This window comes from Mycolicibacterium tokaiense (assembly GCF_010725885.1).
Taxonomy (GTDB): domain Bacteria; phylum Actinomycetota; class Actinomycetes; order Mycobacteriales; family Mycobacteriaceae; genus Mycobacterium; species Mycobacterium tokaiense.
The window spans coordinates 5999974-6022905 of the sequence record NZ_AP022600.1 but is presented as its reverse complement, the minus strand read 5'-3'; the positions used below and the strand labels follow the sequence as shown (position 1 = coordinate 6022905).

The following is a 22932-nucleotide window of genomic DNA, read 5'->3' as shown; positions in this document are numbered from 1 at the left end:
CCTTTCTAGTGTCCGGCGCTCTGGCCGCCGTCGACGTGCAGGATTTCGCCGGTGACGAACGGGGCGGTTTCGAGGTAGCGCACCGCGTCCACCACGTCGCTGATCTCGCCCAGGCGTCCGACCGGATGCAGGGCGGCCAGTGCCTCGTGGGTCTCGGGTGCGTGCATGGGGGTGTCGATGACGCCGAGTGCGACGGCGTTCGCGCGCACCCCTCGACCGGCGTATTCGATGGCCAGCGACCGGGTGGCGGCTGTCACGCCCCCTTTGCTCAATGAGGCCAGCACCGATGGGAGTACGGAATTGGCATGCTCGACAAGGGTTGTCGAGATCGTGACGACGTGACCACGCCCACCGTGGAGCAGGGTCGGCATGGCGGCGCGGGTGAGTTCGAAGAACCCCCGCACATTCACGCCGAGGACAGCGTCGTAATCGGCGTCGGTGTACTCGGTGAACGGTTTGGCCACGAAGATCCCCGCGTTGTTGACCACGGTGTCGATACGGCCGAAGCGGTGCAGCGCGGCCGCGACGATCCGGTCGCCGGCGCCGGGTGCGCCGATGTCGGCGCCGACGGTCAGCACGTCGGGGTCGGTGCTGTCGGCGATGGTGCGGGCCACGGCGACGACGCCGTAACCGAGTGCGCGGTAAACGGGTACCAGCGCTGCGCCGATACCCCGGGAGGCGCCGGTGATGACGGCGACGGGAGTTGAGGTGTTCATGGTCGGTGAAACGATTCTGAGCCGGCAGACTTCCTGCTGGATACGACCGGTTTCCTCGCTGCTGGGAGGCTGTGGCTCCTAGACTTCTGCCGGTGGAGCTGCGTCAGCTGCGGTATTTCGTGGCCGTTGCCGAGGAACTGAACTTCGGCCGGGCCGCCGCACGGCTGCGCATCGCCGGGCCGTCGCTGTCCCAGCAGATCAAGGCGTTGGAACGCGATCTTCAGGTGCGGCTGTTCGACCGAAACCGGCGGGTGGTCACGTTGACGGCGGCCGGCGCGGCGCTGCTGCCCGAGGTCCGGGAGGTGGTGGACCGTGCGGACCGGCTGCACCAGCGGGCCCGCGGTCTGGCCGACACTCACCCGGTTCGCCTCGGTTACGTGAGTTGGCGTCCCGCCGATCTGGCCGAGCGGACTGCCGGTGTGGCGGCGCTGCGGGTGGACACCTGGGTGCTGCCGTCGCACGCTCAGGCCGCGCGGGTGGCCGACGGGACGCTGGACGTGGCGATCTGCTGGGCTGCGCCCGAGGATCTGTCCGCGCTGGGCCTCGAGGGCACGGTGATCGGTTCGGATCTGTTGTATGCCGTTGCGGTGGGCGAGGATTCGTCCGCCGTGGCGGCCCGCGACACGGTGGTACTGGTGGACGCCGACCTCGGCAGCTGGGAATCGTGGAACCGCTACGCCGAGGAGTTCGCCGGCCAGACCGGCGCCCGCGTCGAACGCATCGATGACGGCGGTATCACCGGCGCAGCGTTCATCGCCCACGTGCGGCGGCTACGCCGGCCGGTGCTGAACTCCCCGAAGGAGCAGAACGTGGTGTGGCCCGCGGGCGTGGTGCGCCGGCCTGTGGTGGATCCGCAGCCGTTCTGGCCGTGGCTGTTGGTCTCGCGTCGTGACGAGGCCCGGCCCGCCGTGCGCGCGGTGGTCGCGGCGTTAGCCGGTCAGCGCCCACACCCCGGACTCGGCGGGGACCAGCCGATCCGATAGACCGGCTTCGTCGAACCCCGTCCGGACGTCGTCGATGGTCTCGCTGTAGACCGACCACCCTTCGATATGCGCGATCACCACTCGCGGCACGTTCAGCACGGCGGTGACGTCGGCAGCGCGCGGGCCGGTGAGCGTCAGCGGCCTGCCCTGGTTCTTGGCGGGCAGTCGGGACGCCCCGGCGAACAGCACGGCCACTTCGATGTCCGGGAACCGTCGCGCGATCTGAGCCACGGGTTTCAGCGATGCATTGTCACCGCTGATGTACACGGAGGGAAAGTTGTTGGCCTGCAACAGGAAACCGGTGACCTCGGCGTTGACGTGACCGGAGGCGTCACGGGTGCCGTCCAGCGGGCCGTGCACCGCGGGCAGCGCCGTCACCGTCACCGCGCCGATGGTCGCGGCCTCCCAGGTGTCCAGCCCTACGGCGTTACCCCCGAGCCGGGCAGCCGCACCAGGGCCGGTGAGCAGGCGCGGCGCGGCCGCGGCGAAGGCCCGTCCGGCCTCGTCGAGGTTGTCTTTGTGGTCGTCGTGGCTCAGCAGTACCGCGTCCACCTCGCCGATGTCCTCGGCTGCGACGGCGGGACCTTTCAGCTTCGTCATGGCGCCGAAGTCGCATGGCGGGTCGAAGGTGGGATCGGTGACGAAACGGACGCCCGCGTAATCGACCACCACCGTGGGGCCGCCCACCACGCCGATTCCGAAGCGGTGCCGGTCTGCGGTGATCGGGGTGGCCATGCCCCTCATTCAACCGGACAGGCGTGCCTTCTTCTCCAGATACATCAGTTCGTCAGCCCGGTTGAGCAGGCCGTCGATGTCGTCGATGTCGTCGGCGCGCACCAGCATCAGACCCACGCTGACCGAGAGCTCGTAGGGCCGCACCTCGGCTTCGTTGAACAGGGCCACCGCATCCAGCAGTTGCCGACGCACGGCGGTGGGATCGGCGTACGGGTCGGTGATCAGGACGCAGAACTCGTCACCGCCGAGACGGGCGAGGATGTCCGACGGGCGCACCGTCGACTTGAGGATGTGGGCGGTATCGGCGATCAGGGCGTCGCCGACGGCGTGGCCTCGTGCGTCGTTGATCTGTTTGAGGCCGTCGACGTCGATGAAGCCCAGAACGCAGTCGCGGTGGTCTCGGCGGATGGCTTCCAGCGTGGGTTCGGCCAACAGGAAGAACCCTCGGCGGTTGTACAGCTGGGTCAGCTCGTCGGTGATGGACAGCTCGCGAATTTCTTCGTAGGCCCGCTCCAGCTCGGCGGTGCGCTCGCTGACCCGCTGCTCCAGCTCGCCGTAGACACGGACGTTCTCCATGGCGATGGACGTTGCGTCGGCCAGGGCCTGCAGCAGCGACACCTCCGGAGCGGAGGGCTGCCGTTGGTGCGCCCAGTAGTTGCCGATGGCGCCCACCGGGTCGAGCTGGCGGATCGGAACCATCACCAGGCTCTTGACGAAGGTGGGGCGGTAGGCCTCGTGGGGGATGCGGGCGTCGAGGTAGATGTCGGGAATCACCGCGGCCGCTTTGTTGAACATCGCCCAGCCGCTGATGCAGATCTCCATCGGGAAGCGGCTGCCCTTCCACAGGGGAGCGATGGCGTCCTCGTCGGCATAGAAGCACTTACCGTTGTCGCGCAGGACGAACGTCGCGCCGTCACACCCCGTCAGTTCCCGCGCGGCGGTGCGCACGATGAGCTGGATGTCGCCGATGCTGCGCGCCAGCGAAAGCTCTTGGACTGCCTGCAGCAGGCGTTCCATACCGCGCAGGTAATCGGCGTCGGTGAACTCAACTGGGGGTAGGACGGGCACGACCGGGGCTGGATCGGCGCTCATCGGGGACCTCCGACGACGGGCTTGAGGGGCAGGCACCACGAATGGTAGTCAGGGCGCAACCGGTGTACCACCAGATGAGGGGCGCGAATCACGTGCCCCATCTGTCGCCGAAAGCGGGAAACGGTGTTTGCGCCTGCCTCTGCGCGACAATTCAGCGATGTTCCGGTCGAGTTTGCCGGAGACCCGTCAGGCGAACGCCTGCCGGGTGTCGGACTGCACCTGCTGCAGCGCCTGATCCAGCCGGGCGTACATCGGCATGAGTTCGTCGAAGCCCACGAGTTTCAGCGGCCGGCTGATCGGTCCGTCCGCCACCACACACAAGGGAAGGCGGTCGGACACCCGGTCGTAGCTGGCAATCAACACACTCATGCCGTGGGAGGCCAGGAAATCCACGCCGGTCAGGTCGATGACCACCGCTGATGGATGCCCCTCGACCGTCTCGACGAGGTGCCGTTCCAGCACGGGTGCGGTGAGCATGTCGAGCACACCTCGACAGGTGACGACCACTGTTTGGCCGAACCAGTGGTCCTCGATGACGCAGTGACTGAGATCGATAGGGGGGTCTGGGTTCGAAAACATGAAGATGCCTCGCAGCCGTTGATGTCGGCGCGTGCACTCGCGGGGCTTTGAGCTGAACCAGGCAAGCAAGAGCGCGTGATAACAACCATGTTACGCGTCAGTAGGGAGACCAGTCCACTGCCGAACGGCGTTTTGCCGTGATCTGCGGGTGCCCGCCGCTCAGGTCAGTGCAGGTAGAGAGGTTCCTGTTGCCAATTCAGCGTATTGGCGCATCAGCCGTAGCGCGTGCCCTCGGCTGACCTGAGGATCGCGGGCCACGATGCGGTAGCCGAAGTAGTCCTCCATGGCCATCAACGTCATGGCGATATCGCGCGCCGGCGACTGCAGCGTGAAGGCGGACGTGGCGGCGCCGGTGGTCAGCAGATCGGTGTAAAGGTCCACCTGACGGTGATAGATGCCCTGCACGTCGGCGCGCTGGTCCAGTTCGAAGCCCGCGGCCAGCACTGCGCGCCAGATGGCCCGCCACTCGGCGTCTTCGGGGCCGGTGGGGAGGCCGGCCGCGATGGTCAGGGCCAGCTGCGTGCGTAGATCGTCGGTCTGGTTGCCCAGTTCCAGCCGGGCGTCGTAGAAGCGGACGTCGGAGCGCAGCGCCAACTCCGACAGCAGTGCCGGCATGTCCTTGAAGTAGTACCGCACCGCGTTGGTGGTCAGCCCCAGTTCGCCGGCCACGTCGGCCAGCTTCAATGTGGCCAGGTCATGGCGCTCGATCAAGGCGATCGCGGCGTCGAGGATCTCGCCGCGGCGTTCTTGCTGCCGGTTGGGCCGTGCCACGCGTTCTCCTTTCCGCCCCCACTGATTTTGCCGTTCCTGTTGCGTCCCCGCTCACTCGGGCGCATAGTTCTTTTCCAATTAGGAAAATAACTCCTGAACGAGAAGAAACCAATGCGTGCCAGAGATCTCGGCGTGGTCATCGGGGAACACCCCACCGGACCCAACAACGCCATCACCGACGTGCCCGGCGTCCGCGTCGGCCACACCACCCTCGACGACGGCGACGTACACACTGGTGTCACCGTCGTGGTTCCCCATGACGACATCTGGACCGAACCGGTGTTCGCCGGTGCGCACGTCCTCAACGGCAGCGGTGAACTGACCGGCCTGGAATGGATCCGCGAGTCCGGAGAACTCACCACCGCGATCGGGCTGACCAACACCCACAGCGTCGGCGTGGTGCGCGACGCGCTGGTGGCCGAGCAGGTGCGAGCGCGCGGTGACGGTGCGTACTGGTCACTGCCGGCGGTAGGGGAGACCTATGACGGATTCCTCAACGACATCAACGGCTTTCACGTCACCGCCGAGCACGTGCGGGCTGCGCTGAACGGCGCCACCGACGGCCCGGTGGCCGAAGGCAACGTCGGCGGCGGCACCGGAATGATCTGCCATGAGTTCAAGGGCGGCATCGGCACTGCGTCGCGGCAGCGCCGCTACACCGTCGGGGTGCTGGTGCAGGCCAATCACGGCCGCCGCGAACGACTTCGGATCAACGGCCGCGCCGCCACCCAGCCCGACGTACCCTTGCCGGCGCACCCGCCGGGTTACCAACCCGGTTCGGGCTCCATCATCGTCATCGTCGCCACCGATGCGCCCCTGCTGCCGCACCAGTGTCGTCGGCTGGCGCAGCGATCCGCCCTCGCGGTCGGACGCCTCGGCGGCACCGGTGAGCAGCACAGCGGCGATCTCATGCTGGCCTTCTCCACCGGCAACTGGGGCATCCCGCCCTACGGCATGGTCACCGACGGCGAGTCGCTCGCGCCCGAGGTGCCCGTTCGCATGGTCGCCCCGCACCTGATGGACCACTTGTTCGACCTCACCATCGAGGCCACCGAAGAGGCGATCGTCAACGCCATGGTGGCTGCCCGGACCGTCACCGGCTACCGCGGCTACACCGTGCACGCCATCGACCACGCCCAACTCACCGCTCAATTCCAGGAGACCGCATGACAACTCAGACCGAAGGGCGGCGTCTCAACGGGCACCTGGGCCCCATCGGAATCGTCTTCATGGTGGTGGCCGCCGCCGCCCCGCTGACTGTGATCGGCGGCAACATGCCGCTGGCCATGGGGCTGGGCAACGGCGCCGGCGCCCCGGTCGGCTTCGTCATCGCCGCCCTGGTGCTGCTGGTGTTCAGCGTCGGCTTCGTGACCATGACTCCGTATGTACCCGAGGCCGGCGCCTTCTTCTCCTACGTCACCCTGGGCCTCGGCCAACGGCTGGGCAAAGGTGTGGCCGTGGTGGCCCTGATCGCTTACACCGCCATCCAGATCGGCATCTACGGCTACATCGGCTGGGCCATCGGCGACACGGTGCAGTTCTACGGCGGCCCGCAATTGCCCTGGCCCATTTACTCTTTCGTGATTCTCGCGATTGTCGCGGTGCTGGGCTACCGACACATCGACCTGAGCGCCAAGGTGCTGGGCCTGGCGCTGGCCCTGGAGATCGGCATCGTTGTGGTGCTGGATCTGGTGATGGTGACCAACCCCGGGCCGGCCGGCGTCACCCTCGCGTCCTTCAGTCCCTCGGTGTTCACCCAAGGCACCATTGGCATCGCAATCCTGTTCGCGCTCACCGGGTTCATCGGCTTCGAAGCGACCGCGGTGTTCCGCGACGAGGCGCGCGACCCCGAGCGCACCATCCCCATCGCCACCTACGCCGCGGTGATCATCATCGGTGCCTTCTACGCGATCACGGTGTGGGCCTTCGTCGTCGCCATCGGTCCCGACAACGTCACGGCGGTGGCCAACCAGACTCTCGACGGTGAGGGCAACATGCTGCTGGACACCACCGAGACCATGCTCGGGACCATCGGCCGCGACATCGTCAACGTGCTGCTGCTGACCAGCCTGTTCGCCTGCGTGCTGTCCTTCCACAACGTGATCGCCCGCTATCAGTTCGTGCTGTCGCGCAAGGGCCTGCTGCCGTCGCGGTTGGCGGCCGTGCACGACGGGCACGAGTCACCGGCGTTCTCCTCTGTGGTGCAGACCATCACCGCGGCCATCATCGTCGCGATCCTGGCCGTGCTGGGCATCGACCCGCTGGTCGGGGTGTTCGGCTCGATGGCCGGTGTCGCCACCGTCGGCATGGTCATCCTGATGCTCACCACCTCGGTGGCCGTGCTGGTGTTCTTCCTGCGCAACAAGGACCGGGTGTCGGGGGTGTGGCAGACCCGCATCGCGCCCGGGCTGGCCGTGCTCGGACTGCTGGGCTGCCTGTGGCTGGTGCTGTCGAACTTCACCCTGGTCACCGGCGGCAGCGTCGGGTTGAGCACGGTGCTGGCGGCCATCCCGTTCCTCGGCCTGGTCATCGGCGCGCTGGCGTGGAAGCCGTCGACGTCGATCTCGTCCTGACCTCACCACCCGCTAGAGACTGCGGTGACGCCCATGTTCGGCACCCCAGGGCGGGCGTCACCGCAGTCTCGACCCGGGCGCGCTGTGGAATGCGGTGTGGCCGCATGCGAAGATTACGGCCGCGCAGACGCGCCTGGGGGCGGTAGCTCAGTTGGTTAGAGCCGGGGACTCATAATCCCTTGGTCGCGGGTTCGAGCCCCGCCCGCCCTACGCCGGAGTTTCTTCTCCTGTGCCCACTTCCGACGACGCATCGATGCTGACGACGCAGTCTTTCCCATTCCGCTTGGCGTGGTACATCAAGGCATCCGCGCGCCGTAGCAGCACCTCGACATCACAGTTGGTACGCGAGGTCACCACACCCACACTGACCGACAGTCGGTCGCAGACAACGCCGACGCGCAGGGGGATCGGCCGGCGGAGTTCGGTGCGCAGATACTCGGCGAGCACCTCCAATTGCGCCACGTCGGCGGTTCCGGGGCGCAGCACCGCGAACTCGTCGCCGCCGAGGCGGGCCGCGGTGTCGGTGTGCTGGATCGCCGTCTCGACCCGCTTCGCGACCTCCAGGAGCACCTCGTCACCTTCGACGTGACCCCAGGTGTCGTTGACGGCTTTGAAGCCGTCCAGGTCGAGGAAGATCAGGCCCAACCCGTTCGAGGCCCCGTCCTGCGCCTGGGCCAGGGCGTGCTCCAGCCGCTCGGTGAACAGAGCGCGGTTGGCCAGCCCGGTCAGCGGGTCGTGGGTGGCCAGGTGGTCGGCCCGATCGCGGGCCTGTTCCAGCTCGGCGATCAGGCGGGTCCGCGAGTCGCGGTACAGCGACAGGGTCAGGACCACCAGATTCAGGCTGCAGATCACGGCCTGCGCCAGCAGTGCCCGGATATGCATGTCGGTCACCGGGAAGCCTCGGTTCGCGAGCGTGGCGTAGATGATCCACACGCCCGCGGCCAGCAGGAAGGCCGTGCTGATCGTGGTGCTGTAGCGCAGCGCGACCCACATGGCCGGCACCAGGGTCAGGAATGCCGTCGGGACTGTGAAATTCAGCCAGAACGTCCAGAAGAAGACGAACGTCAGGCCGCCGGCCACCAGTACCGCTTCGCCGATCGACGTCATGCCGAAACGCATCTGCCGCGGAGGCCGGTGCCGCCACACCAGCCAGACCGACAGCCCCAGCAGCGCGGTCGCCCCGTTGCGCACCGCGAACAGCGCGAACGTCTCCCACAGGGGCGCATCGAGGGCGACGACGAAGTACCCCGTCGCCAATACTGCGGCGCACACCGTACCTGTGCCCACCGCCACGATCAGACGGGCGAAGTCGGCGGGATCCCGGAGTGCCACCTCGTCGCGGCCGAACGCCAGCATCTCGACGGTGATCACCGACAGGACGACGTTGACCAGGCTGAACCACAGAGCAAGAGACCACGATCCACCCGTGGCCACGTTCATGATCAACGCCACGGCAGCAAGGAGACCGAGATGCAGCAGGCGCTCCCACCGAGGTGCGCGCCGGGTCGACAGCAGCCAGATGACGCCGACCGCCGCCGCGGGCCACACCAGCGCAACTTCGCCGCCGCCCAGTCGGGTGGCGCGTCCGACCAGCACCGACAGCGCGTAGAGCACGGGAAAGACCACCAGCGGCGTCGCGAAGCGCAGCATTGACCTCACCCCACTCCCGACGTGTCGGTCAATATTAGGGTGCCGCGCCGTGGTCCCTTAGGAGGTCAGTCCAACTCGGCCAGCGCCAGCTTGGCGGCGGCCAACTCAGCCTCCAGCGCGGCCACCTTGGCAGCCTGCTGCGAACGCGCCTCTTCGATCACCTCGTCGATGGGGCCGGACAGGTCGTCATGCAATTCTCTGGCCGCGCGCGACACGGCTGCGGCAGCGACGGCGAGATTGCGCGCCAGGAAGGTACTGCCCTGCTTGAGGTCGGCGTGCCATTCGCCGTCGGCGGTACCGGTGACCGTGAGGGTGAGCTCGAGCGTTTTGGTCTTGCGGCCGGCCCGCTTCTTGGGCTTCTCCTCGGCGACGACGGGGGTGTCCGTCGCGGGTACTGCGGGCTCGGGAACGTCGATGATGGTCGGATTGTCTACTGTGATCGTCACGGTGAACTCCTTCTCTGGGTTGCCCGCAGACGGCGGACCGGCGAGCGGGAGCCATTAGAACAGATGTTCGACACGCAGGGAAGTGGACTCGCCGACAAGGACTCTCGCGGATGACTCTCGATGACCTGGCCTGGCTGCTGCACACCACCGGCGCCACCACGGTCCTGATCGACGGACGCTCCGGAGCGGGCAAGACGACGCTGGCCGACGAGTTGCAGGGACGCTGGGCCGGCAGCGCCGTGGTGCGTTTGGAGGACATCTACCCCGGCTGGGACGGCCTGGCCGCCGCCGTCGAGCACCTGCACAGCGAACTGCTGGCACCCCGCTCGGCGGGGCGGGTGGCGCGGTGGCGACGCTGGGACTGGACCGCTGACCGCCCGGCAGAATGGCGCACCGTCGACGCCGAGCGCCTGATCGTGGAAGGCGTGGGCGCGCTGTCCGGCGGCAACGCCGAGCTGGCCGACGTGAGGATCTGGGTCGAGGTACCCGATGGGGTCCGCAAAGAGCGGGCGTTGCAGCGCGACGGCGACACCTTCCGACCGCACTGGGACCGCTGGGCGCGCCAGGAGGACGCGCTGATCGCCGAATTCGATCCGCGCGACCGCGCCGACTTCGTGGTCACCGACGGCGGCGACGGACGGGTCCGGGTCGACCCGGTGTAGCGAGCACCGCTCGTCCTGGGCTAGCGTGGGAAACGCAAAACCACACGGGAGTGCACACCGAGTGCGCTGAGAGGACGGCTGGACGGCCGTCGACCGTACGAACCTGACCGGGTAATGCCGGCGTAGGGAGATGAAGGAGTCCTCATGGACCAACAGACCATCACGCAACCCTCGGCGCTGCGCTGGCGTGTCGTCGACATCGTCGTGGCCAGTGTGCTCGCGGTGGCCTCCGGCCTGGTGTTCGTGTTCTGGAACGTGGCCTACAACCCCATCTCCGAACCGCTCAGCGCGCTGCTGCCCGGGCTGCAGGGTCTCCTGGGCGGAGGCTGGCTGTTCGCCGGGGTGCTGACTGCGCTGGTGATCCGCAAGCCCGGCGCCGCGCTCTACGGCGAGCTGGTGGCGGCCACCGTCTCGGCACTGGTCGGCAACCAGTGGGGGGTGCTCACCATCGAGTCCGGCCTGGTGCAGGGGCTCGGCGCTGAGCTCATCTTCGCCATCTTCCTCTACCGCCGCTGGAACCTGCCGGTGGCCGTATTGGCCGGTGTGGCAGCCGGTCTCGCGCTCGGCATCAACGAACTCTTCCTCTACTACCCGGGTTCCACCACGGCGTTTGCCGTCATCTACACCGGGTCGGCCATGATCTCCGGCGCTCTGATCGCGGGCGTGCTGTCCTGGTTCGTGGTCCGCGGCCTGGCCAAAACCGGTGCGCTGAGCCGGTTTGCCTCCGGCCGGACCGCGACCGCGCGGTGACGCCGGCTTCGGGCGGAGCCGAAGTCACAGCACAGCAGTGGGGTTGGCGTCATGCTGACCAACAGCGTTGGGCCATCAGCGAACTCGATCTGACCATCGATGCCGGTCAGCGGGTGCTGCTGCTCGGCCCCTCCGGGTCGGGCAAGTCGACCCTGCTGCACGGCCTGGCCGGTGTGCTGGGCGGCGCCGAGGAAGGCCATGCCGCCGGCCGGCTACTGGTCGACGGAGCGCCACCCACCGCGCAACGCTCCCGCATCGGGATGGTGTTGCAGGACCCGGACTCTCAGGTGATCCTGTCCCGCGTCGGCGACGACGTCGCATTCGGCATGGAGAATTTCGGTGTTCCCCGCGCCGAGATCTGGCCGCGGGTCGAAGTCGCGCTGCAGTCGGTGGGGTTGACGCTGCCACTGCAGCACGACACGGCGCAGCTCTCGGGCGGGCAGAAGCAACGCCTGGCCCTGGCCGGTGTGCTGGCGATGCGGCCCGGGCTGATCCTGCTCGATGAGCCCACCGCCAACCTTGATCCCGCCGGGGTGCTGGAAGTCCGCGACGCGGTGACGGCGGCGGCTGAGCTGACCGGGGCCACCGTCGTGGTGGTGGAGCACCGCACCGAGGTCTGGTTGCCGGTGGTGGACCGGGTGATCGTGCTCAGCGCCGGGGGAGAGGTGATCGCCGACGGACCGCCCGAGCAGACCATCGAACGGGAGCACACCCACCTGGTGGAGTCCGGCATCTGGGTGCCGGGCGCACCGGCTCCCGCAGTGTCCCGCACGCACACCAGCGCCGAACCCATTCTGTCGGCGCGGGATCTGACCGTCGGCTACCGCACCGACCTGCTGACCCTGGATCTGGACATCACCCCCGGTCGGGTGCTGGCGGTGACGGGCCCGAACGGCTCCGGCAAGTCGACGTTGGCCCTGACGCTGGGTGGGTTGTTGCCGCCGCGAGGGGGTGCGGTGGAGGCTGCGGTGGACTTCGCGCCGACACCCAAGCGTCGCAACCCCATTCGCTGGCGGTCCCGGGAACTGCTCACCCGGATCACCAGCGTCTTCCAGGACCCCGAGCACCAGTTCCTGGCGCCGACGGTGCGCGACGAGGTGGCCCTCGGCCCGCGGGCGCTGAAAATGCCCGAGGCCGAGATCGACGCGCGCAGCACCGATCTGCTGGAGCGGCTGCGGCTGACGGGGGTGGCTGACCGCAGCCCCTACACCCTTTCCGGCGGTGAGAAGCGCCGGTTGTCGGTGGCCACGGTGCTGATGACGCGCCCTGGCCTGGTGGTGCTGGATGAGCCGACCTTCGGCCAGGACCGCCGCACCTGGGCCGAGCTGATCCTGCTGCTGGCCGAGATCGCCAACGAGGGCACCGCGGTGGTGACAATCACCCACGACGCCGAATTCGTGGACCTGCTGGCCGATGAGCGCATCGATGTCTAGCGCCGTCAATCCCGTCGCCCGGCTGATGGCCGCCGGGGTGATCGCGGTGGCGCTGGTGCTAAGCGTGGACTGGGTGTCGGCGCTGACGGCGTTGGTGTTGGAGATCCCGCTGTTCCTGGCGATGCGGGTGCCGTTGCGGGCGTTCCTCATTCGCGCCGCTTTGATCACCGTGGCAGCGGCGCTCACCGCGGTGACCAACCTGCTCTACGGCGAGCCACGCGGGACCGTGCACTGGCAGTTCCTGCTGATCACCGTCAGCGACGGCTCGATCGAACTGGCCGCGGCGATGTTCCTGCGGGTGCTGGCGATCGCGCTTCCCTCGGTGTTCCTGTTCCTCGACGTCCAGCCCACCGAGTTGGCCGACGGGTTGGGTCAGATCCTGAAACTCCCGGCCCGCTTTGTCATCGGCGCGCTGGCCGGGCTGCGCATGGTCGGGCTGCTGCGCCAGGACTGGCAATACCTCGGGTACGCGCGGCGGGCCCGCGGCGTGGCCGACCACGCCCGGGTGCGGCGCTTCCTCGGGCAGGCATTCGCACTGCTGGTCTTCGCGCTGCGGCGCGGATCCAAGCTGGCCACCGCCATGGAAGCCCGCGGTTTCGGCGCCTACCCCACCCGCACCTGGGCCAGGCCGTCACGCTTCGGCCGCGCGGAGTGGGCGATCATCGGCTACGGACTGGTGATCGGCGCCGGCTCCATTGCCGTGGCCGTGCTCGCCGGCACCTGGGACTTCGTCGGCACCTGAGTCAGGAATCGCAGCCGATGCCGTCGCCGTCGCGGTCGAGGCCGTAGATGTCGGAGCCGACGACACGCACCGGACCCTGCACGTAGGACGGGCCGTTGCCGCTGCCCCCGGCGCAGTCGACATCGCTGTCTACCGGTACGCACGGGCCCGAGTAGTTCGCGTCGCACGACGAGCTGGGCTCGGCGTTCGCCACGGGTCCGAAGGGAAGCGCGGCGGCGAAGGCAATTATCGCAACGGTCAATTTAGCCACGGCCGGAAATACTAGCTCAGGCAGTTGAGTGGTCGGTCGGAATGGCCGCAAAGCAAGCGCAGCGCCCTCCGGTCGACAGTAGCTACAGGCGTGGCCGCCGGGCGTGCAGCACGTGTGCAGGCGGCAGGTTGCGCCACACCGTGCGACTGGTCACCACCTCTTCGAACCGTTCGGCGAGCAGCGCACGGAACCGGCGCGCCGACGGCAGGTACTGGGCGTGCGCGTAGGCGAAGGTGGTGAACACGCTGTCCGGGGTCAGGACCCCGAGCACCGCCCGGCTCAGGCGGTCCTGGGTGCCGGCACCGAACGACGCCCACGGCAGGCTGCTCACCACCACGTCGGCGGCCGTCAGCGCCCGGGACGCGACGATCTCGGGTAGCGCCTCGGCGTCGGCCTCGGCCACGTCGACCGTTGGGAACCGCCGGCGCAGCAGCGCCGCGAACGTCGGGTTCACTTCGACAGCGACGTGGTGACCGCGCCCGTGCAGCCGGCCCCGGATGGCCTCGGTGAACACCCCAGTACCGGCGCCCAGTTCGACCACCACCGGATCGCCCTGCTCCGGAATCGCCGCGGTGATGGCCGCCGCCAGCCGGGCGGAGCTCGGTGCAACCGCGCCCACGTGGCGCGGCTCGCGCAGCAACTGGCCGAGGAAGAGCAGGCCGTCTGGAGGTGCCGCCACATCACGGCGGGTGTCGAGGGTGCACATGGTGCCCAGTTTCCCGACGTCGGGCGGCCGCGAGAAGGGGTCGGTGATCCAGGGACTGCTGAGTCCTGGCTGGACCATGCCGGGATGGCAACAGTGGAGTTGCCACCGACACACTGCAACTCACAGGGAGAGCACCCGATTGACGAACCTACTCGACACCGAACCTCCGGTCCGCAGCTCCGGTGCGCGGCAGCGGCTCTCCGCGCTCATCGCCTCCCCGGACATCCCGATCATCGACGTGGTGGGCGGCTGGCGGGGGATCGTCGACGCCGTAGGTCCCAACCTGCTGTTCCTGGTGGTCTATCTCGTCACCCCGGACCTGGTGGTGTCCACGATGTCGGCGCTGGGGCTGGCGGTGGTACTGGCTGCGGCCCGCCGGATCGCGGGTCAGTCGGTGGCCCCCGCGGTCGGCGGCATGATCCTGGTGGCCCTGTCCGGGCTGATGGCTCTGGCCGGCGGCGACGGTGGTGACGTGTTCCTGCCCGACCTCATCCAGACCGGCGTCTTCACCGTCGTTTTCCTACTGTCCATCGCCGTGCGCCGGCCGCTGCTCGGAATGCTGCTGGGCCCGTTGGTGTCCGGCCGGCAGTGGCGCACCAACAAGACCCTGCTGCGAGGATACGACTGGGCCACAGCCCTTTTCGCCGCCGCCGCGGCCACCCGGACCTTGACGAAGTTGCCGTTCTACTTCAGCGACAACGTGGTGGCCCTGGGTGTGGTGGACCTGCTCACCGGTGTGCCGCTGGCGATCGCCGTCGGCTATCTCCAGGTGCGGGTGCTGCGGCACGCGTATGCACTCAATGCCCGCTCACAGGACATCGGCACCGCCGTCGACGAGCAGGCTGGCGCCGGTGATGAAGCTCGCCCGCGGTGAGGCGAGAAACAGGATCGCTTCGGCGATTTCGCGCGGCTCTGCGCGCCGCCCCAGCGGATTGGCCCGGACCCCGGTGACGACGCAGTTGACCCGGATCCCGTCGCCGCCGAACTCTGCGGCCCAGGTGCGGGTCAGCGCGGCCACGGCACCGGGACCCTCGGAAACGACGTTGACGATGGCGCCTCCGCCGTGGCGGATCATGCACGGCGCGACGGCGGACACCAGGAAGTAGAGTCCGCCCAGGGTGTCGACGTCGGTGACGGCGGCGTTGTTGATCAGGATGTCGACGGGCACCTGCCGGGCCAGGTGGTCGACGGACTCCAGGTCGGCCAGGTCCGCGGCGATGAACCGGGCGCCGGGGCCGAGGTCGCTGACGACAGCCCGTCCGGCGCGGGCGTCGAGGCCGCTGATGATGAGCTGGGCGCCGGCCGCGGCGAACAGGGCCGCGGTGGCCACGCCCACGGCCGAGGTGCCCCCGGTCACCAAAATCGTGCGCCCGGTCAGTTCTGGAGCGCTCATCACCGGACCCCCCTCCCGCTGCGCTCGGACAATCGTGGCAGTCAGGACGCCGTCGGGGCGGGCGCCTCCAGCGGCAGACACACGATGAAGCGGGTATCGCCGGGCACTGACTGCACCGAGATGTGGCCGCCGTGCCGGTCGACGACGATGCGCCACGCCAGATCCAGACCCAGCCCCGGCCCTTCACCCACGGGTTTGGTGGTGAAGAACGGGTTGAAGATCCGGTCGATGATGTCGACAGGGATGCCGGGACCGTCGTCGCAGATTTCCACCCGGATCATCGCATCACCCTCGCGCCGGGTGCGCACCGTCAGCGTTCCGCGGCCGTTCATCGCGTAGAGGGCGTTGTCGATCAAGTTGGTCCACACCTGGTTCAGATCAGCGGGATAACAATGCAATTCGGGCAGTGTGTGGTCCAGGTCCTTGATCAGGGTCACCGCCTTGCCCGCCATGGCGATCTTGTCGCCGAACATCAGCACGGTGCTGCGCAGCATCTCGTGGATGTCGATGCACTGGTAGGGGCCGCGGTCCATCTGCGAGTAGGGCTTGGCGCCGTCGACCAGCGTAGAGATGCGGGCGGTGGCCTCGGCGATCTCGCGGGTTCGCATCTCGATGTCGATGATGTGGCGCAGCCAGCAGACGGCGCTCGGCAGCGATCCCGGTGTGGCTGCGGCAATGCGGTCCAGCCAGCCCGCGTCGAGTCCGGCCTCCACGAACGTCGAGGCGAAGCGCCAACCGTCGGCGATGCCGTGGTCGGTAAACCAGTCATCCAGGGCGTCTTCACGATCCGCGGTTTCCAGCGGCGTCAGCGTCACCTCGGTGGCAAGCAGCGCGCTGATCTCGTCCTGAATCGCGAGCACTCCGCTCAGTGCCTGCGGAGCAGTCCGCGCAAGGACCCCGAGATGGCGGTGCGCTTCGGCCATGCTGTCGCGCAGGTCGGCCACAGCCCGCACGGCGGCCGCCGCAGGGTTGTTGAGCTGATGGGTGAGTCCCGCCGTGATGGTCGCCAGCGCGTGCTGCTTCTCCTGCAGCCCCAGCAGCTGACGCTGTCGCAGACCGCCGGTGACGCTGCTCTCGAGCAGGTGGACCGCCACCGGCCACACCGCCCGGGTGAACTGCGTGAAGAACCCGGCGTCGACGACGAACAGGCGCGACGGCCGCGTCACCCGCACCGACACGTCGTACACCTGGACCGCATCGGAGATCGCGCCGAAATACGTTCCGCGTTCGGATGTCCGGTGCAGTTCGACATCGTTGTCGCCGGAGCGCTTCGACACCACCACGTCACCGCCGTCGAGCAGCACGTAGAAGAACTGCGCCGGCTCCCCTTCGCGGCATACCGTCCCTGCCGCAGCCGTGGTGCAGCGGCCATTGCCGCACAGCGCATCCAGCTGCTCCTCGGTGAGGAACTGGAACAGGAAGACGGTGCGCAGTTCGTCTTTGAGGCTGCCGGTGGGCAGTAACAGTGCGTCGTCCATGTCAGTCGTCGAGAAAGACGACGTTCTCGGTCACTGGGTTGCGCGGGGTGTTGATGCTGTTGGCGGCGAACGCGGGGTCGGCATACCCGATGCAGATGCCGCACAGGACCGTCAGGTCGTCGGGGATGTCCAGGTGTTGGCGTACCACGTCCGGGTAGAGGGCGGTGGAGACCTGCACACAACTGTCGAGGCCGCGTTCGGTCAGCGCCAACAGCAGCGTCTGCAGGAACATGCCCACGCCGATGGCGTCGGGCAGGCCCAGATCGCGGTGCATGCAGACGATGCCGGCCACCGGCGCGTGGAAGAAGTCCCAGTTGCGCAGCTGGGCGTTCCAGCGGCCGGCGCTGTCGTCGCGGGCCACCCCCATGGCGCCGTACAGCAGCGCACCCAGCTCACGGCGCAGATGGCTGTGCGACTCGGGCAGACCGAGATTCGGCGGCGGCGTGGTGCGCACTTCCTTGGCCAGCGCGGCGCCCAGGCGTTCGCGTCGGGCGCCCGAGGCCAGGAACAGCCGCCAGGGTTGGACATTGGAGTTCGAGGGTGCGCGCATGGCCAGCGTCAGCGCCTCCTCCAGTAGTTCCTGCGGTACGGGTTTGTCCGGCAGGAACATCCGCGAGGAGTGCCTGCGCAGCACCACGTCGTCGAAGTCCATGATTTTCCTTTCAGACGGCGGTGCCGCCGCCGTCGACGTGCAGGGTGGTTCCGGTGATGAAGCTGGCGCGCGGCGAGGCCAGGAAGTAGATGGCCTCGGCGATCTCGGCGGGATCCGCCGTGCGTCCCAGCGGCAAGGCGCGCCCGAGTTCGTCGTTGGTCTCGCCCCATTCGGCGGCGACCCCCTCGGTGCTGGTCGGTCCGGGCGCGACGTTGTTGACCCGGATGTGGTGCGGGCCGAACTCGACGGCCCACGTCCGGGTCAACTGCTCTACCGCGGCTTTGGACGCGCTGTACACCGAGGCGCCCGGAACACCTTTGGACGCCACCATGGAGGTGACGTTGACGATGGCGCCGCCACCGCGGCGGATCATGGTGGGCACCGTTGCGGCCACCAGGAAGTAGAGCCCGCGCACGTTGGTGGCGAAGGTGTGCCCGAAGTCGTTCTCGTCCTGGTCGACAGTGAGGGCCGCCGGGAAGCGTGCGGCGTTGTTGACCAGGATGTCGGGTTCGTGTTCGCGGGCCAGCCGCTCCACCCCGGCCGGGTCGGCCATGTCCACCGCAACGAACTGTGCCGCCGGTCCGAGGCTGTCCCGGGCCCGTTCTCCGCGTTGCGGATTGCGCCCCGTGATGATCACCGAGGCGCCCGCGTCGACCAGCCGTCGGGCCGTAGCGAAACCGATTCCGGCGCTACCGCCGGTGACCAGTGCGGTGCGGCCTTCCAGTTCGCTCATCGCCGCAGCCACTCCGAGAGCCGTGTGGTGCCCAGCTCGGCGCCGTCGCCGGTGACCAGACTGTGCTGCTGGACCGGGACCCCGAAGTAGGTGGCCTGCGGATCGACAATCACCTGCAGATCCTTGCCCTGCGTGGCGAACACGGTGCGAGCCAGGTCGGCGAACGACATCTTCTCCGGGCCACCGAAATTCAGCACGCCGTTGCGCGGCGCCTCCGTGGCCACCCGCGCGACCACGCCCGCGACCTCGGCTGCAGAAACCGGCTGGATCATCGCATCCGGTGCGTGCACCACACCGTCGACCACCAGTGATTCGGCGATTCCTGCGGTGAATTCGTGGAACTGGGTGGCCCGCACGATGGTGTAGGGCACGCCGGAGTTGGCCACCAGTTCCTCCTGCAGGTGCTTGCCGCGCAGGTAGCCGTCGGCGTCGATGCTCCCGACACCGACGATGGACAGCAGCACGTAGTGCGCCACATTCGCCTTGGCAGCCTCGCCGAGCAGGGTGGTGGCCGAGTTGGTGAAGAAGTCCAGCGCCGGGCCGGGTTCCAGGGTGGGGGAGTTCAGGACGTCGACCACCACGTCGGCCCCGGCGAATGCGGTCGCCACCCCCTCTCCGGCGACCGCATCCACCCCCGAGGACCGGGAAGCTGCGTTGACGTCGTGGCCTGCGGCGGTGAGCAACTCGACAACCTGGCTGCCGATCTGGCCGGTGGCGCCCATGATCGTGATCTTCATTTCTGTCCCTCCTGGAAGCGGCGGTCTTTGCGTTCGTCGAGTTCAGCGTCGTCGACGAGGACAAACATGTCCACGCCCGGCTGACAGAGCATGGTGACGAGGAATCGGAGTGGGATGTCGTCGCGGTTGTTGCCGTCGGAGTAGTGGATGACGTCGCCACCGGGCTCCCAGAACGCTTCTCCGGCTCGAATGACCCGCGGCGCCTCACCTTCGAGTTCGAAGAGCATCTCGCCTTCGAGGACGTAACCGAAACACGGTCCGCCGGGGTGGCGGTGCGGCGGCGCGCCTTTGTCGCCGGGGCCCCATTCGATGATGGCGGTCATCGCGTCCGCACCGTCGGGGATGTGGGGTGGTGTGACCGACTGGATGACGGTCATGGCTTTCATCAATTTGTCCATCACATCAGACACTGGCTGTCCCTTTCCTCAGATTCTTCTGCCGCTTACCACCTTTGGGCCAGAAGTAGCTGCCCGGTTTGCGGGCCTCCTTGGCCAGGAACGACACCGTGCCCTTGCACACCGATTCCTTGATGGTGGCGGCCAGGTGGCCGCCGAGGTGCATCGGCAGGGCTTCGTCGTTGAAGTGCGACATCTGGATGGTGCCGCCGTGGCGGCCCACGCTGATGCACTGACCCACCGAGGCCGGGTTCAGGTCTTTGGGCTTCGTGCCGTCGAGGCGCGCCAAGAGGGTGTCGGCGGCGTGGGAGGCCAGGGGCATGGCCAGCTGGCAGCTCATTCGCAACGGGACACCGGAGGGGGAGGCCGCGTCGCCGGCGGCGATGATCGTGGGATCGTCGACGCTGGTGAGGGTCTCGTCGGTGAGCAGCCGACCCAGCCGGTCGGTGCGCAGACCGCTGTCGGCCGCCAGGGTGGGGACACCGAAGCCGGCGGTCCACACGGTGGCAGCGCTCGGCAGCTGCGTGCCGTCGCGCAGGATGACGCGGTCTTTGTCCACCTGCGTGACGGTGGCGTTCTCGACAACCGTGACCCCGAGCTTCTTCAGCTGCTTGGCCACCGACTTGCGGCCGCCGCGGGCCAGTGACGGACCCAGCGCACCCGTGACGAGGGTGACGTTGCGGCCGGCTTCGGCCCATTCGGAGGCCGCTTCGATTCCGGTCAGTCCGCCGCCGACCACCACGATGGGCGCCTGCAGCGGCACATCGGCCAGTCGCGCGGTCAGGCGTTGCGCTGCCTCCAATTCACCGAGTGGGTAGGCGAACTCGGCGGCGCCGGGCACCGACGGCGGCACGGGGGCGGTACTGCCGACGGCGTAGATCAGGTAGTCATAATCGAGGGACGCTCCTGATCCCAGCTGCACCTGGTGGGCAGCGGCATCGATGCGTCGGGCGCTGTCGACCACCAGCTTCACCGAGTCGGCGAGCACCGCCGAGTAGTCCTCGATGGCGTCGTCATTGCCGGCGACCAACTGGTGCAGGCGGATCCGTTCGACGAACTGAGGCCGCGGATTGACCAGTGTGATGTCGACGTCGGCGCGTTGGCGCAGGCGGTTGGCGGCCAGGACGCCGGCGTATCCGCCGCCGACGACCACGATCCTGGTTGGGGACATGTTTTCCTCCTAGGCGCTGTTGCTGAAGTGGCCGGCTTTGGCGAGCAGAGCGTCGGCGGAGTCGATGGGCGGGTAGATCCACTGCGTGTTGATGGCCTGTTTCATCGCTTTGGCTTGCGCACCGGCTTTGTCGACGACCCGGTCCCAGCCCACCGTCATGAGCGCGCCGGCGGCGCCGAGGTCGAGGCAGTTGCTGTACGGGTCGGCGGTGAACGGCAGCATCGGCAGTCCGAGGAGGTCCGCGGCGACGTTGTGGCCGGCGTACTTGCCCATCGGCTGCGCGTGCTGGCAGCTCTGGATGGTGGGATGGCCGTCATCGGCGATCGCGGCGGCGGTGTCGCCGGCGGCGTAGACCGTGGGTGTCACGCGCAGGTACTCATCGACGAGCAGGCGGCCGAACCGGTCCCGCTCACCAGGGATCTGCGCGGTCAGGGGGCTGGCGGCCATGCCGACGGTCCAGACCACGGTGGCGGCCGGGATCATCTCGCCGTCGTCCAGGGTCACCGTATCGGTGGTGGCTGCGATCGGGGTGCGGCCCAGGCGCAGCTCGACGCCCAGCTCGGTGAGCGCGTCGACGATGAAGGGCCTCGGGGCGTGTCCGAGTTCAGGACCCGGGACGTCGGCGAGTTCGACCAGGACGACGCGGACGTCGGTCCCGGCGATCTCGCGCAGCCGGCCGACCAACTCGGTGGCGATCTCCACGCCGGTGAAGCCGGCGCCCACCACAACGGCGGTGTAGCGGCCCTGTTGGTCGAGCCGGGGGAGCCGGTGCAGATGTGCATCCAGGGCGGTGGCGGCCTCGACGGTGTCGATGTCGAAGACGTGGGCCGACCCGGGGAAGGTCGGTCGGTTGAGCTGGCTGCCGGTGGCCAGCACCAGCCGGTCGTAGATCGCGGTGACGGGTGTTCCGTCATGGTCGCGGGCGCTGACCATCTGGGCGGTGACGTCGATGAACTCGACGCGGGCATTCATCCGGTTGACTCCGATGGGGCCCAGCAGGCTGTCCAGGCTGACGCGCATCTTGTCCGGGTTGCGCTCGTAGAGGCGCGGCCGGATCACCATGTCGTCGCCGGTGCTGATCAGGCGGACGCGCAGGTCGTCGTTGCCCACCGAGCGGGCCAGGCGGACCGCGCCGGCGGCGCTCCACACCCCGGCGAAGCCACCACCGAGAACCAGCACGTCCTTCATGCCTACGACGATGGCACTGGAGGCCGTGGTCAGGGACCACGGAAAACCCGTAGTTCTCGGTCCGGGGGCAGGGGGGCACCCCCGGCTCGGTACTGCGCATCGGGGCCGCGGCCCTCTGTTTGACCGCCTAATGGGAACTGATTGGCGCGTCGTTGATTGACCTCGTGGGGTTTATGGCGAGACGCTGATTAATGAGCCGCTGGTCGGATAAGCGCTTTTCTGCAGCACGGTCGCGAATGCCGACGGATCGCAGCCCGGATGCAGAAAACCGCGCTGCTGCTTGGCCGAAAGCCCCGGACCCTTCTCGGGGCCCGGGGCTTCCGCAGATCAACCCCCGGTGGCGGCCTTCAGATGCGCGGCAGCAGCCTGCTTGAGGTGCGTCAGGTCCGAGGCGATCGACGCGAAGGTGAAGCCCTCGCCGAGGCGGCGGGCGGCGGTGGCGCCGTCGGGGGTGTGGATGCCGGCAGCCACCCCGGCCGCGGCGGCGGCGTCGCGTACCCGCACCAGGGCCGCCTCGAACTCGTCGTCCACGGCGGGGTCCTGCGGGTGGGCACCGCCGACAGCCAGCCGCAGATCCGACGGCCCGACGTACACCCCGGCCAGACCCGGTGTCGCGCAGATGCTTTCGACGTTGGCCAGGCCCTGCGGTGTCTCGATCATGGCCAGCACCACGGTGTCGGCATCGGCGATCGCGGGGACGGGGCCGATGCGCAGCTGTGAGCGCATGGGGCCGTAGGACCGGATCCCGGCCGGCGGATAGGTGGCGGCGTTCACGGCGTCGGCGGCCTCGTCAGCGGTGTTGACCAGCGGCACGATGATCCCGGCCGCGCCGGCGTCGAGCGCCCGCCCGATCGGGGTGGGGTTGTTGGCCTCCACCCGGATCAGGCCGACGGGCCCGTGCGCGGCGTCGATGGCGGTCAGCCCCGCGACCATGCCGGAGTAGCCGATCAGCCCGTGCTGCATGTCCAGCGCCAGGTAGTCATAGCCCACGTGGGCCAGCCACTCGGTGGACACCGGGGAGTCCAGCACCGACCAGTAGCCGATCAGGCGCTCGCGGCGGCGCAGGCGGGCGGCGAAGTCACTCGCGGTCATGGCGC

Annotated in this window: 26 protein-coding genes, 1 tRNA gene and 1 riboswitch; of the genes, 9 read left to right on the top strand and 18 right to left on the bottom strand. The window is 68.4% G+C overall.

From position 1 onward, the window contains the following. Positions 1-5 precede the first annotated feature (5 nt). A complete protein-coding gene (locus G6N58_RS29020) occupies positions 6-716 on the bottom strand; it encodes an SDR family NAD(P)-dependent oxidoreductase (protein WP_115280467.1) in 711 nt (236 codons plus the stop codon). Between the two features lie 92 nt (positions 717-808). Between G6N58_RS29020 and G6N58_RS31140 the strand changes: the two genes are divergently transcribed. Continuing rightward, entirely contained in the window at positions 809-1699 is an 891-nt protein-coding gene (locus G6N58_RS31140) for a LysR family transcriptional regulator (protein ID WP_115280468.1), read from the top strand. Here G6N58_RS31140 and G6N58_RS29010 read toward each other — a convergent pair. The 4 genes from G6N58_RS29010 to G6N58_RS28995 form a co-directional block, all read right to left on the bottom strand. Continuing rightward, positions 1646-2434, bottom strand: coding sequence for an MBL fold metallo-hydrolase (locus G6N58_RS29010; RefSeq protein WP_115281967.1), 789 nt, complete (start codon positions 2432-2434; stop codon positions 1646-1648). The genes G6N58_RS31140 and G6N58_RS29010 overlap by 54 nt on opposite strands. 9 nt (positions 2435-2443) lie before the next feature. After that, a complete protein-coding gene (locus tag G6N58_RS29005) occupies positions 2444-3526 on the bottom strand; it encodes a GGDEF domain-containing protein (RefSeq protein ID WP_115280469.1) in 1083 nt (360 codons plus the stop codon). Between the two features lie 186 nt (positions 3527-3712). Beyond that, entirely contained in the window at positions 3713-4105 is a 393-nt protein-coding gene (locus G6N58_RS29000; RefSeq protein ID WP_163908702.1) for an STAS domain-containing protein, read from the bottom strand. A gap of 159 nt (positions 4106-4264) precedes the next feature. After that, the gene (locus G6N58_RS28995; protein WP_115280470.1) at positions 4265-4876 is read right to left on the bottom strand and encodes a TetR/AcrR family transcriptional regulator; all 612 of its coding nucleotides are present in this window, start codon (positions 4874-4876) and stop codon (positions 4265-4267) included. Between the two features lie 111 nt (positions 4877-4987). On the opposite strand from G6N58_RS28995, the gene G6N58_RS28990 reads away from it, so the two are divergent. The 3 genes from G6N58_RS28990 to G6N58_RS28980 all read left to right on the top strand — a co-directional run bounded on the left by G6N58_RS28990 (position 4988) and on the right by G6N58_RS28980 (position 7659). After that, entirely contained in the window at positions 4988-6046 is a 1059-nt protein-coding gene (locus G6N58_RS28990) for a DmpA family aminopeptidase (RefSeq protein ID WP_115280471.1), read from the top strand. Continuing rightward, the gene (locus tag G6N58_RS28985; protein WP_115280472.1) at positions 6043-7449 is read left to right on the top strand and encodes an APC family permease; all 1407 of its coding nucleotides are present in this window, start codon (positions 6043-6045) and stop codon (positions 7447-7449) included. The genes G6N58_RS28990 and G6N58_RS28985 overlap by 4 nt, the downstream gene beginning before the upstream one ends. Positions 7450-7585: 136 nt before the next feature. Continuing rightward, a tRNA-Ile gene (locus G6N58_RS28980) sits at positions 7586-7659 on the top strand. Here the strand turns inward: G6N58_RS28980 and G6N58_RS28975 are convergent. Together G6N58_RS28975 and G6N58_RS28970 are read right to left on the bottom strand one after the other, a co-directional pair. Further along, positions 7657-9099 (bottom strand): diguanylate cyclase domain-containing protein, encoded by a 1443-nt coding sequence (locus G6N58_RS28975; RefSeq protein ID WP_115280473.1) that lies wholly within the window; start codon positions 9097-9099, stop codon positions 7657-7659. The genes G6N58_RS28980 and G6N58_RS28975 overlap by 3 nt on opposite strands. 65 nt (positions 9100-9164) lie before the next feature. Continuing rightward, complete coding sequence (locus tag G6N58_RS28970) at positions 9165-9545, bottom strand: DUF6319 family protein (protein WP_407664120.1); 381 nt, start codon at positions 9543-9545, stop codon at positions 9165-9167. A 110-nt stretch (positions 9546-9655) separates the two neighbouring features. On the opposite strand from G6N58_RS28970, the gene G6N58_RS28965 reads away from it, so the two are divergent. The 4 genes from G6N58_RS28965 to G6N58_RS28950 all read left to right on the top strand — a co-directional run bounded on the left by G6N58_RS28965 (position 9656) and on the right by G6N58_RS28950 (position 13132). After that, the gene (locus G6N58_RS28965) at positions 9656-10207 is read left to right on the top strand and encodes a nucleoside/nucleotide kinase family protein (protein ID WP_115280474.1); all 552 of its coding nucleotides are present in this window, start codon (positions 9656-9658) and stop codon (positions 10205-10207) included. Between the two features lie 34 nt (positions 10208-10241). Continuing rightward, positions 10242-10353, top strand: a riboswitch (TPP riboswitch). Beyond that, complete coding sequence (locus G6N58_RS28960; RefSeq protein ID WP_115280475.1) at positions 10352-10957, top strand: ECF transporter S component; 606 nt, start codon at positions 10352-10354, stop codon at positions 10955-10957. It overlaps the preceding riboswitch by 2 nt. Beyond that, a complete protein-coding gene (locus G6N58_RS28955; RefSeq protein WP_115280476.1) occupies positions 10954-12390 on the top strand; it encodes an ABC transporter ATP-binding protein in 1437 nt (478 codons plus the stop codon). Before G6N58_RS28960 ends, G6N58_RS28955 begins: the two co-directional genes overlap by 4 nt. Then, positions 12383-13132 carry an energy-coupling factor transporter transmembrane component T family protein gene (locus G6N58_RS28950; RefSeq protein ID WP_115280477.1) on the top strand — a complete coding sequence of 250 codons (750 nt, stop codon included), beginning with the start codon at positions 12383-12385 and terminating at the stop codon, positions 13130-13132. Before G6N58_RS28955 ends, G6N58_RS28950 begins: the two co-directional genes overlap by 8 nt. 1 nt (position 13133) lies before the next feature. On the opposite strand, the gene G6N58_RS28945 is transcribed toward G6N58_RS28950, so the two are convergent. Together G6N58_RS28945 and G6N58_RS28940 are read right to left on the bottom strand one after the other, a co-directional pair. Then, on the bottom strand, positions 13134-13382 hold the full coding sequence (locus G6N58_RS28945; protein WP_115280478.1) for a hypothetical protein: 249 nt from the start codon (positions 13380-13382) through the stop codon (positions 13134-13136). 82 nt (positions 13383-13464) lie between these two features. After that, positions 13465-14166: a class I SAM-dependent methyltransferase gene (locus G6N58_RS28940; RefSeq protein WP_197746459.1), complete on the bottom strand. Its 702-nt coding sequence runs from the start codon at positions 14164-14166 to the stop codon at positions 13465-13467. 61 nt (positions 14167-14227) lie between these two features. On the opposite strand from G6N58_RS28940, the gene G6N58_RS28935 reads away from it, so the two are divergent. After that, complete coding sequence (locus G6N58_RS28935) at positions 14228-14962, top strand: DUF3159 domain-containing protein (RefSeq protein ID WP_163908525.1); 735 nt, start codon at positions 14228-14230, stop codon at positions 14960-14962. Here the strand turns inward: G6N58_RS28935 and G6N58_RS28930 are convergent. From G6N58_RS28930 to G6N58_RS28890, 9 genes are all read right to left on the bottom strand, one after another. Next, entirely contained in the window at positions 14897-15481 is a 585-nt protein-coding gene (locus G6N58_RS28930; RefSeq protein WP_115280480.1) for an SDR family NAD(P)-dependent oxidoreductase, read from the bottom strand. The genes G6N58_RS28935 and G6N58_RS28930 overlap by 66 nt on opposite strands. A 41-nt stretch (positions 15482-15522) precedes the next feature. After that, positions 15523-16959, bottom strand: a complete 1437-nt coding sequence (locus tag G6N58_RS28925; protein ID WP_115280481.1) for an ATP-binding protein — start codon at positions 16957-16959, stop codon at positions 15523-15525. Between the two features lies 1 nt (position 16960). After that, positions 16961-17611, bottom strand: coding sequence for a nitroreductase (locus G6N58_RS28920; RefSeq protein WP_115280482.1), 651 nt, complete (start codon positions 17609-17611; stop codon positions 16961-16963). 10 nt (positions 17612-17621) lie between these two features. After that, positions 17622-18344 (bottom strand): SDR family NAD(P)-dependent oxidoreductase, encoded by a 723-nt coding sequence (locus tag G6N58_RS28915; protein WP_115281971.1) that lies wholly within the window; start codon positions 18342-18344, stop codon positions 17622-17624. Further along, positions 18341-19081: an SDR family oxidoreductase gene (locus tag G6N58_RS28910; protein ID WP_115280483.1), complete on the bottom strand. Its 741-nt coding sequence runs from the start codon at positions 19079-19081 to the stop codon at positions 18341-18343. The genes G6N58_RS28915 and G6N58_RS28910 overlap by 4 nt, the downstream gene beginning before the upstream one ends. Then, the gene (locus G6N58_RS28905; RefSeq protein WP_232068050.1) at positions 19078-19467 is read right to left on the bottom strand and encodes a cupin domain-containing protein; all 390 of its coding nucleotides are present in this window, start codon (positions 19465-19467) and stop codon (positions 19078-19080) included. Before G6N58_RS28905 ends, G6N58_RS28910 begins: the two co-directional genes overlap by 4 nt. Positions 19468-19483: 16 nt before the next feature. Further along, positions 19484-20647 carry an NAD(P)/FAD-dependent oxidoreductase gene (locus G6N58_RS28900; RefSeq protein WP_115280484.1) on the bottom strand — a complete coding sequence of 388 codons (1164 nt, stop codon included), beginning with the start codon at positions 20645-20647 and terminating at the stop codon, positions 19484-19486. A 9-nt stretch (positions 20648-20656) separates the two neighbouring features. Next, positions 20657-21835: an NAD(P)/FAD-dependent oxidoreductase gene (locus tag G6N58_RS28895; protein ID WP_115280485.1), complete on the bottom strand. Its 1179-nt coding sequence runs from the start codon at positions 21833-21835 to the stop codon at positions 20657-20659. A gap of 327 nt (positions 21836-22162) precedes the next feature. Then, on the bottom strand, positions 22163-22927 hold the full coding sequence (locus G6N58_RS28890; RefSeq protein WP_115280486.1) for an HpcH/HpaI aldolase family protein: 765 nt from the start codon (positions 22925-22927) through the stop codon (positions 22163-22165). Between the last annotated feature and the right edge of the window lie 5 nt (positions 22928-22932).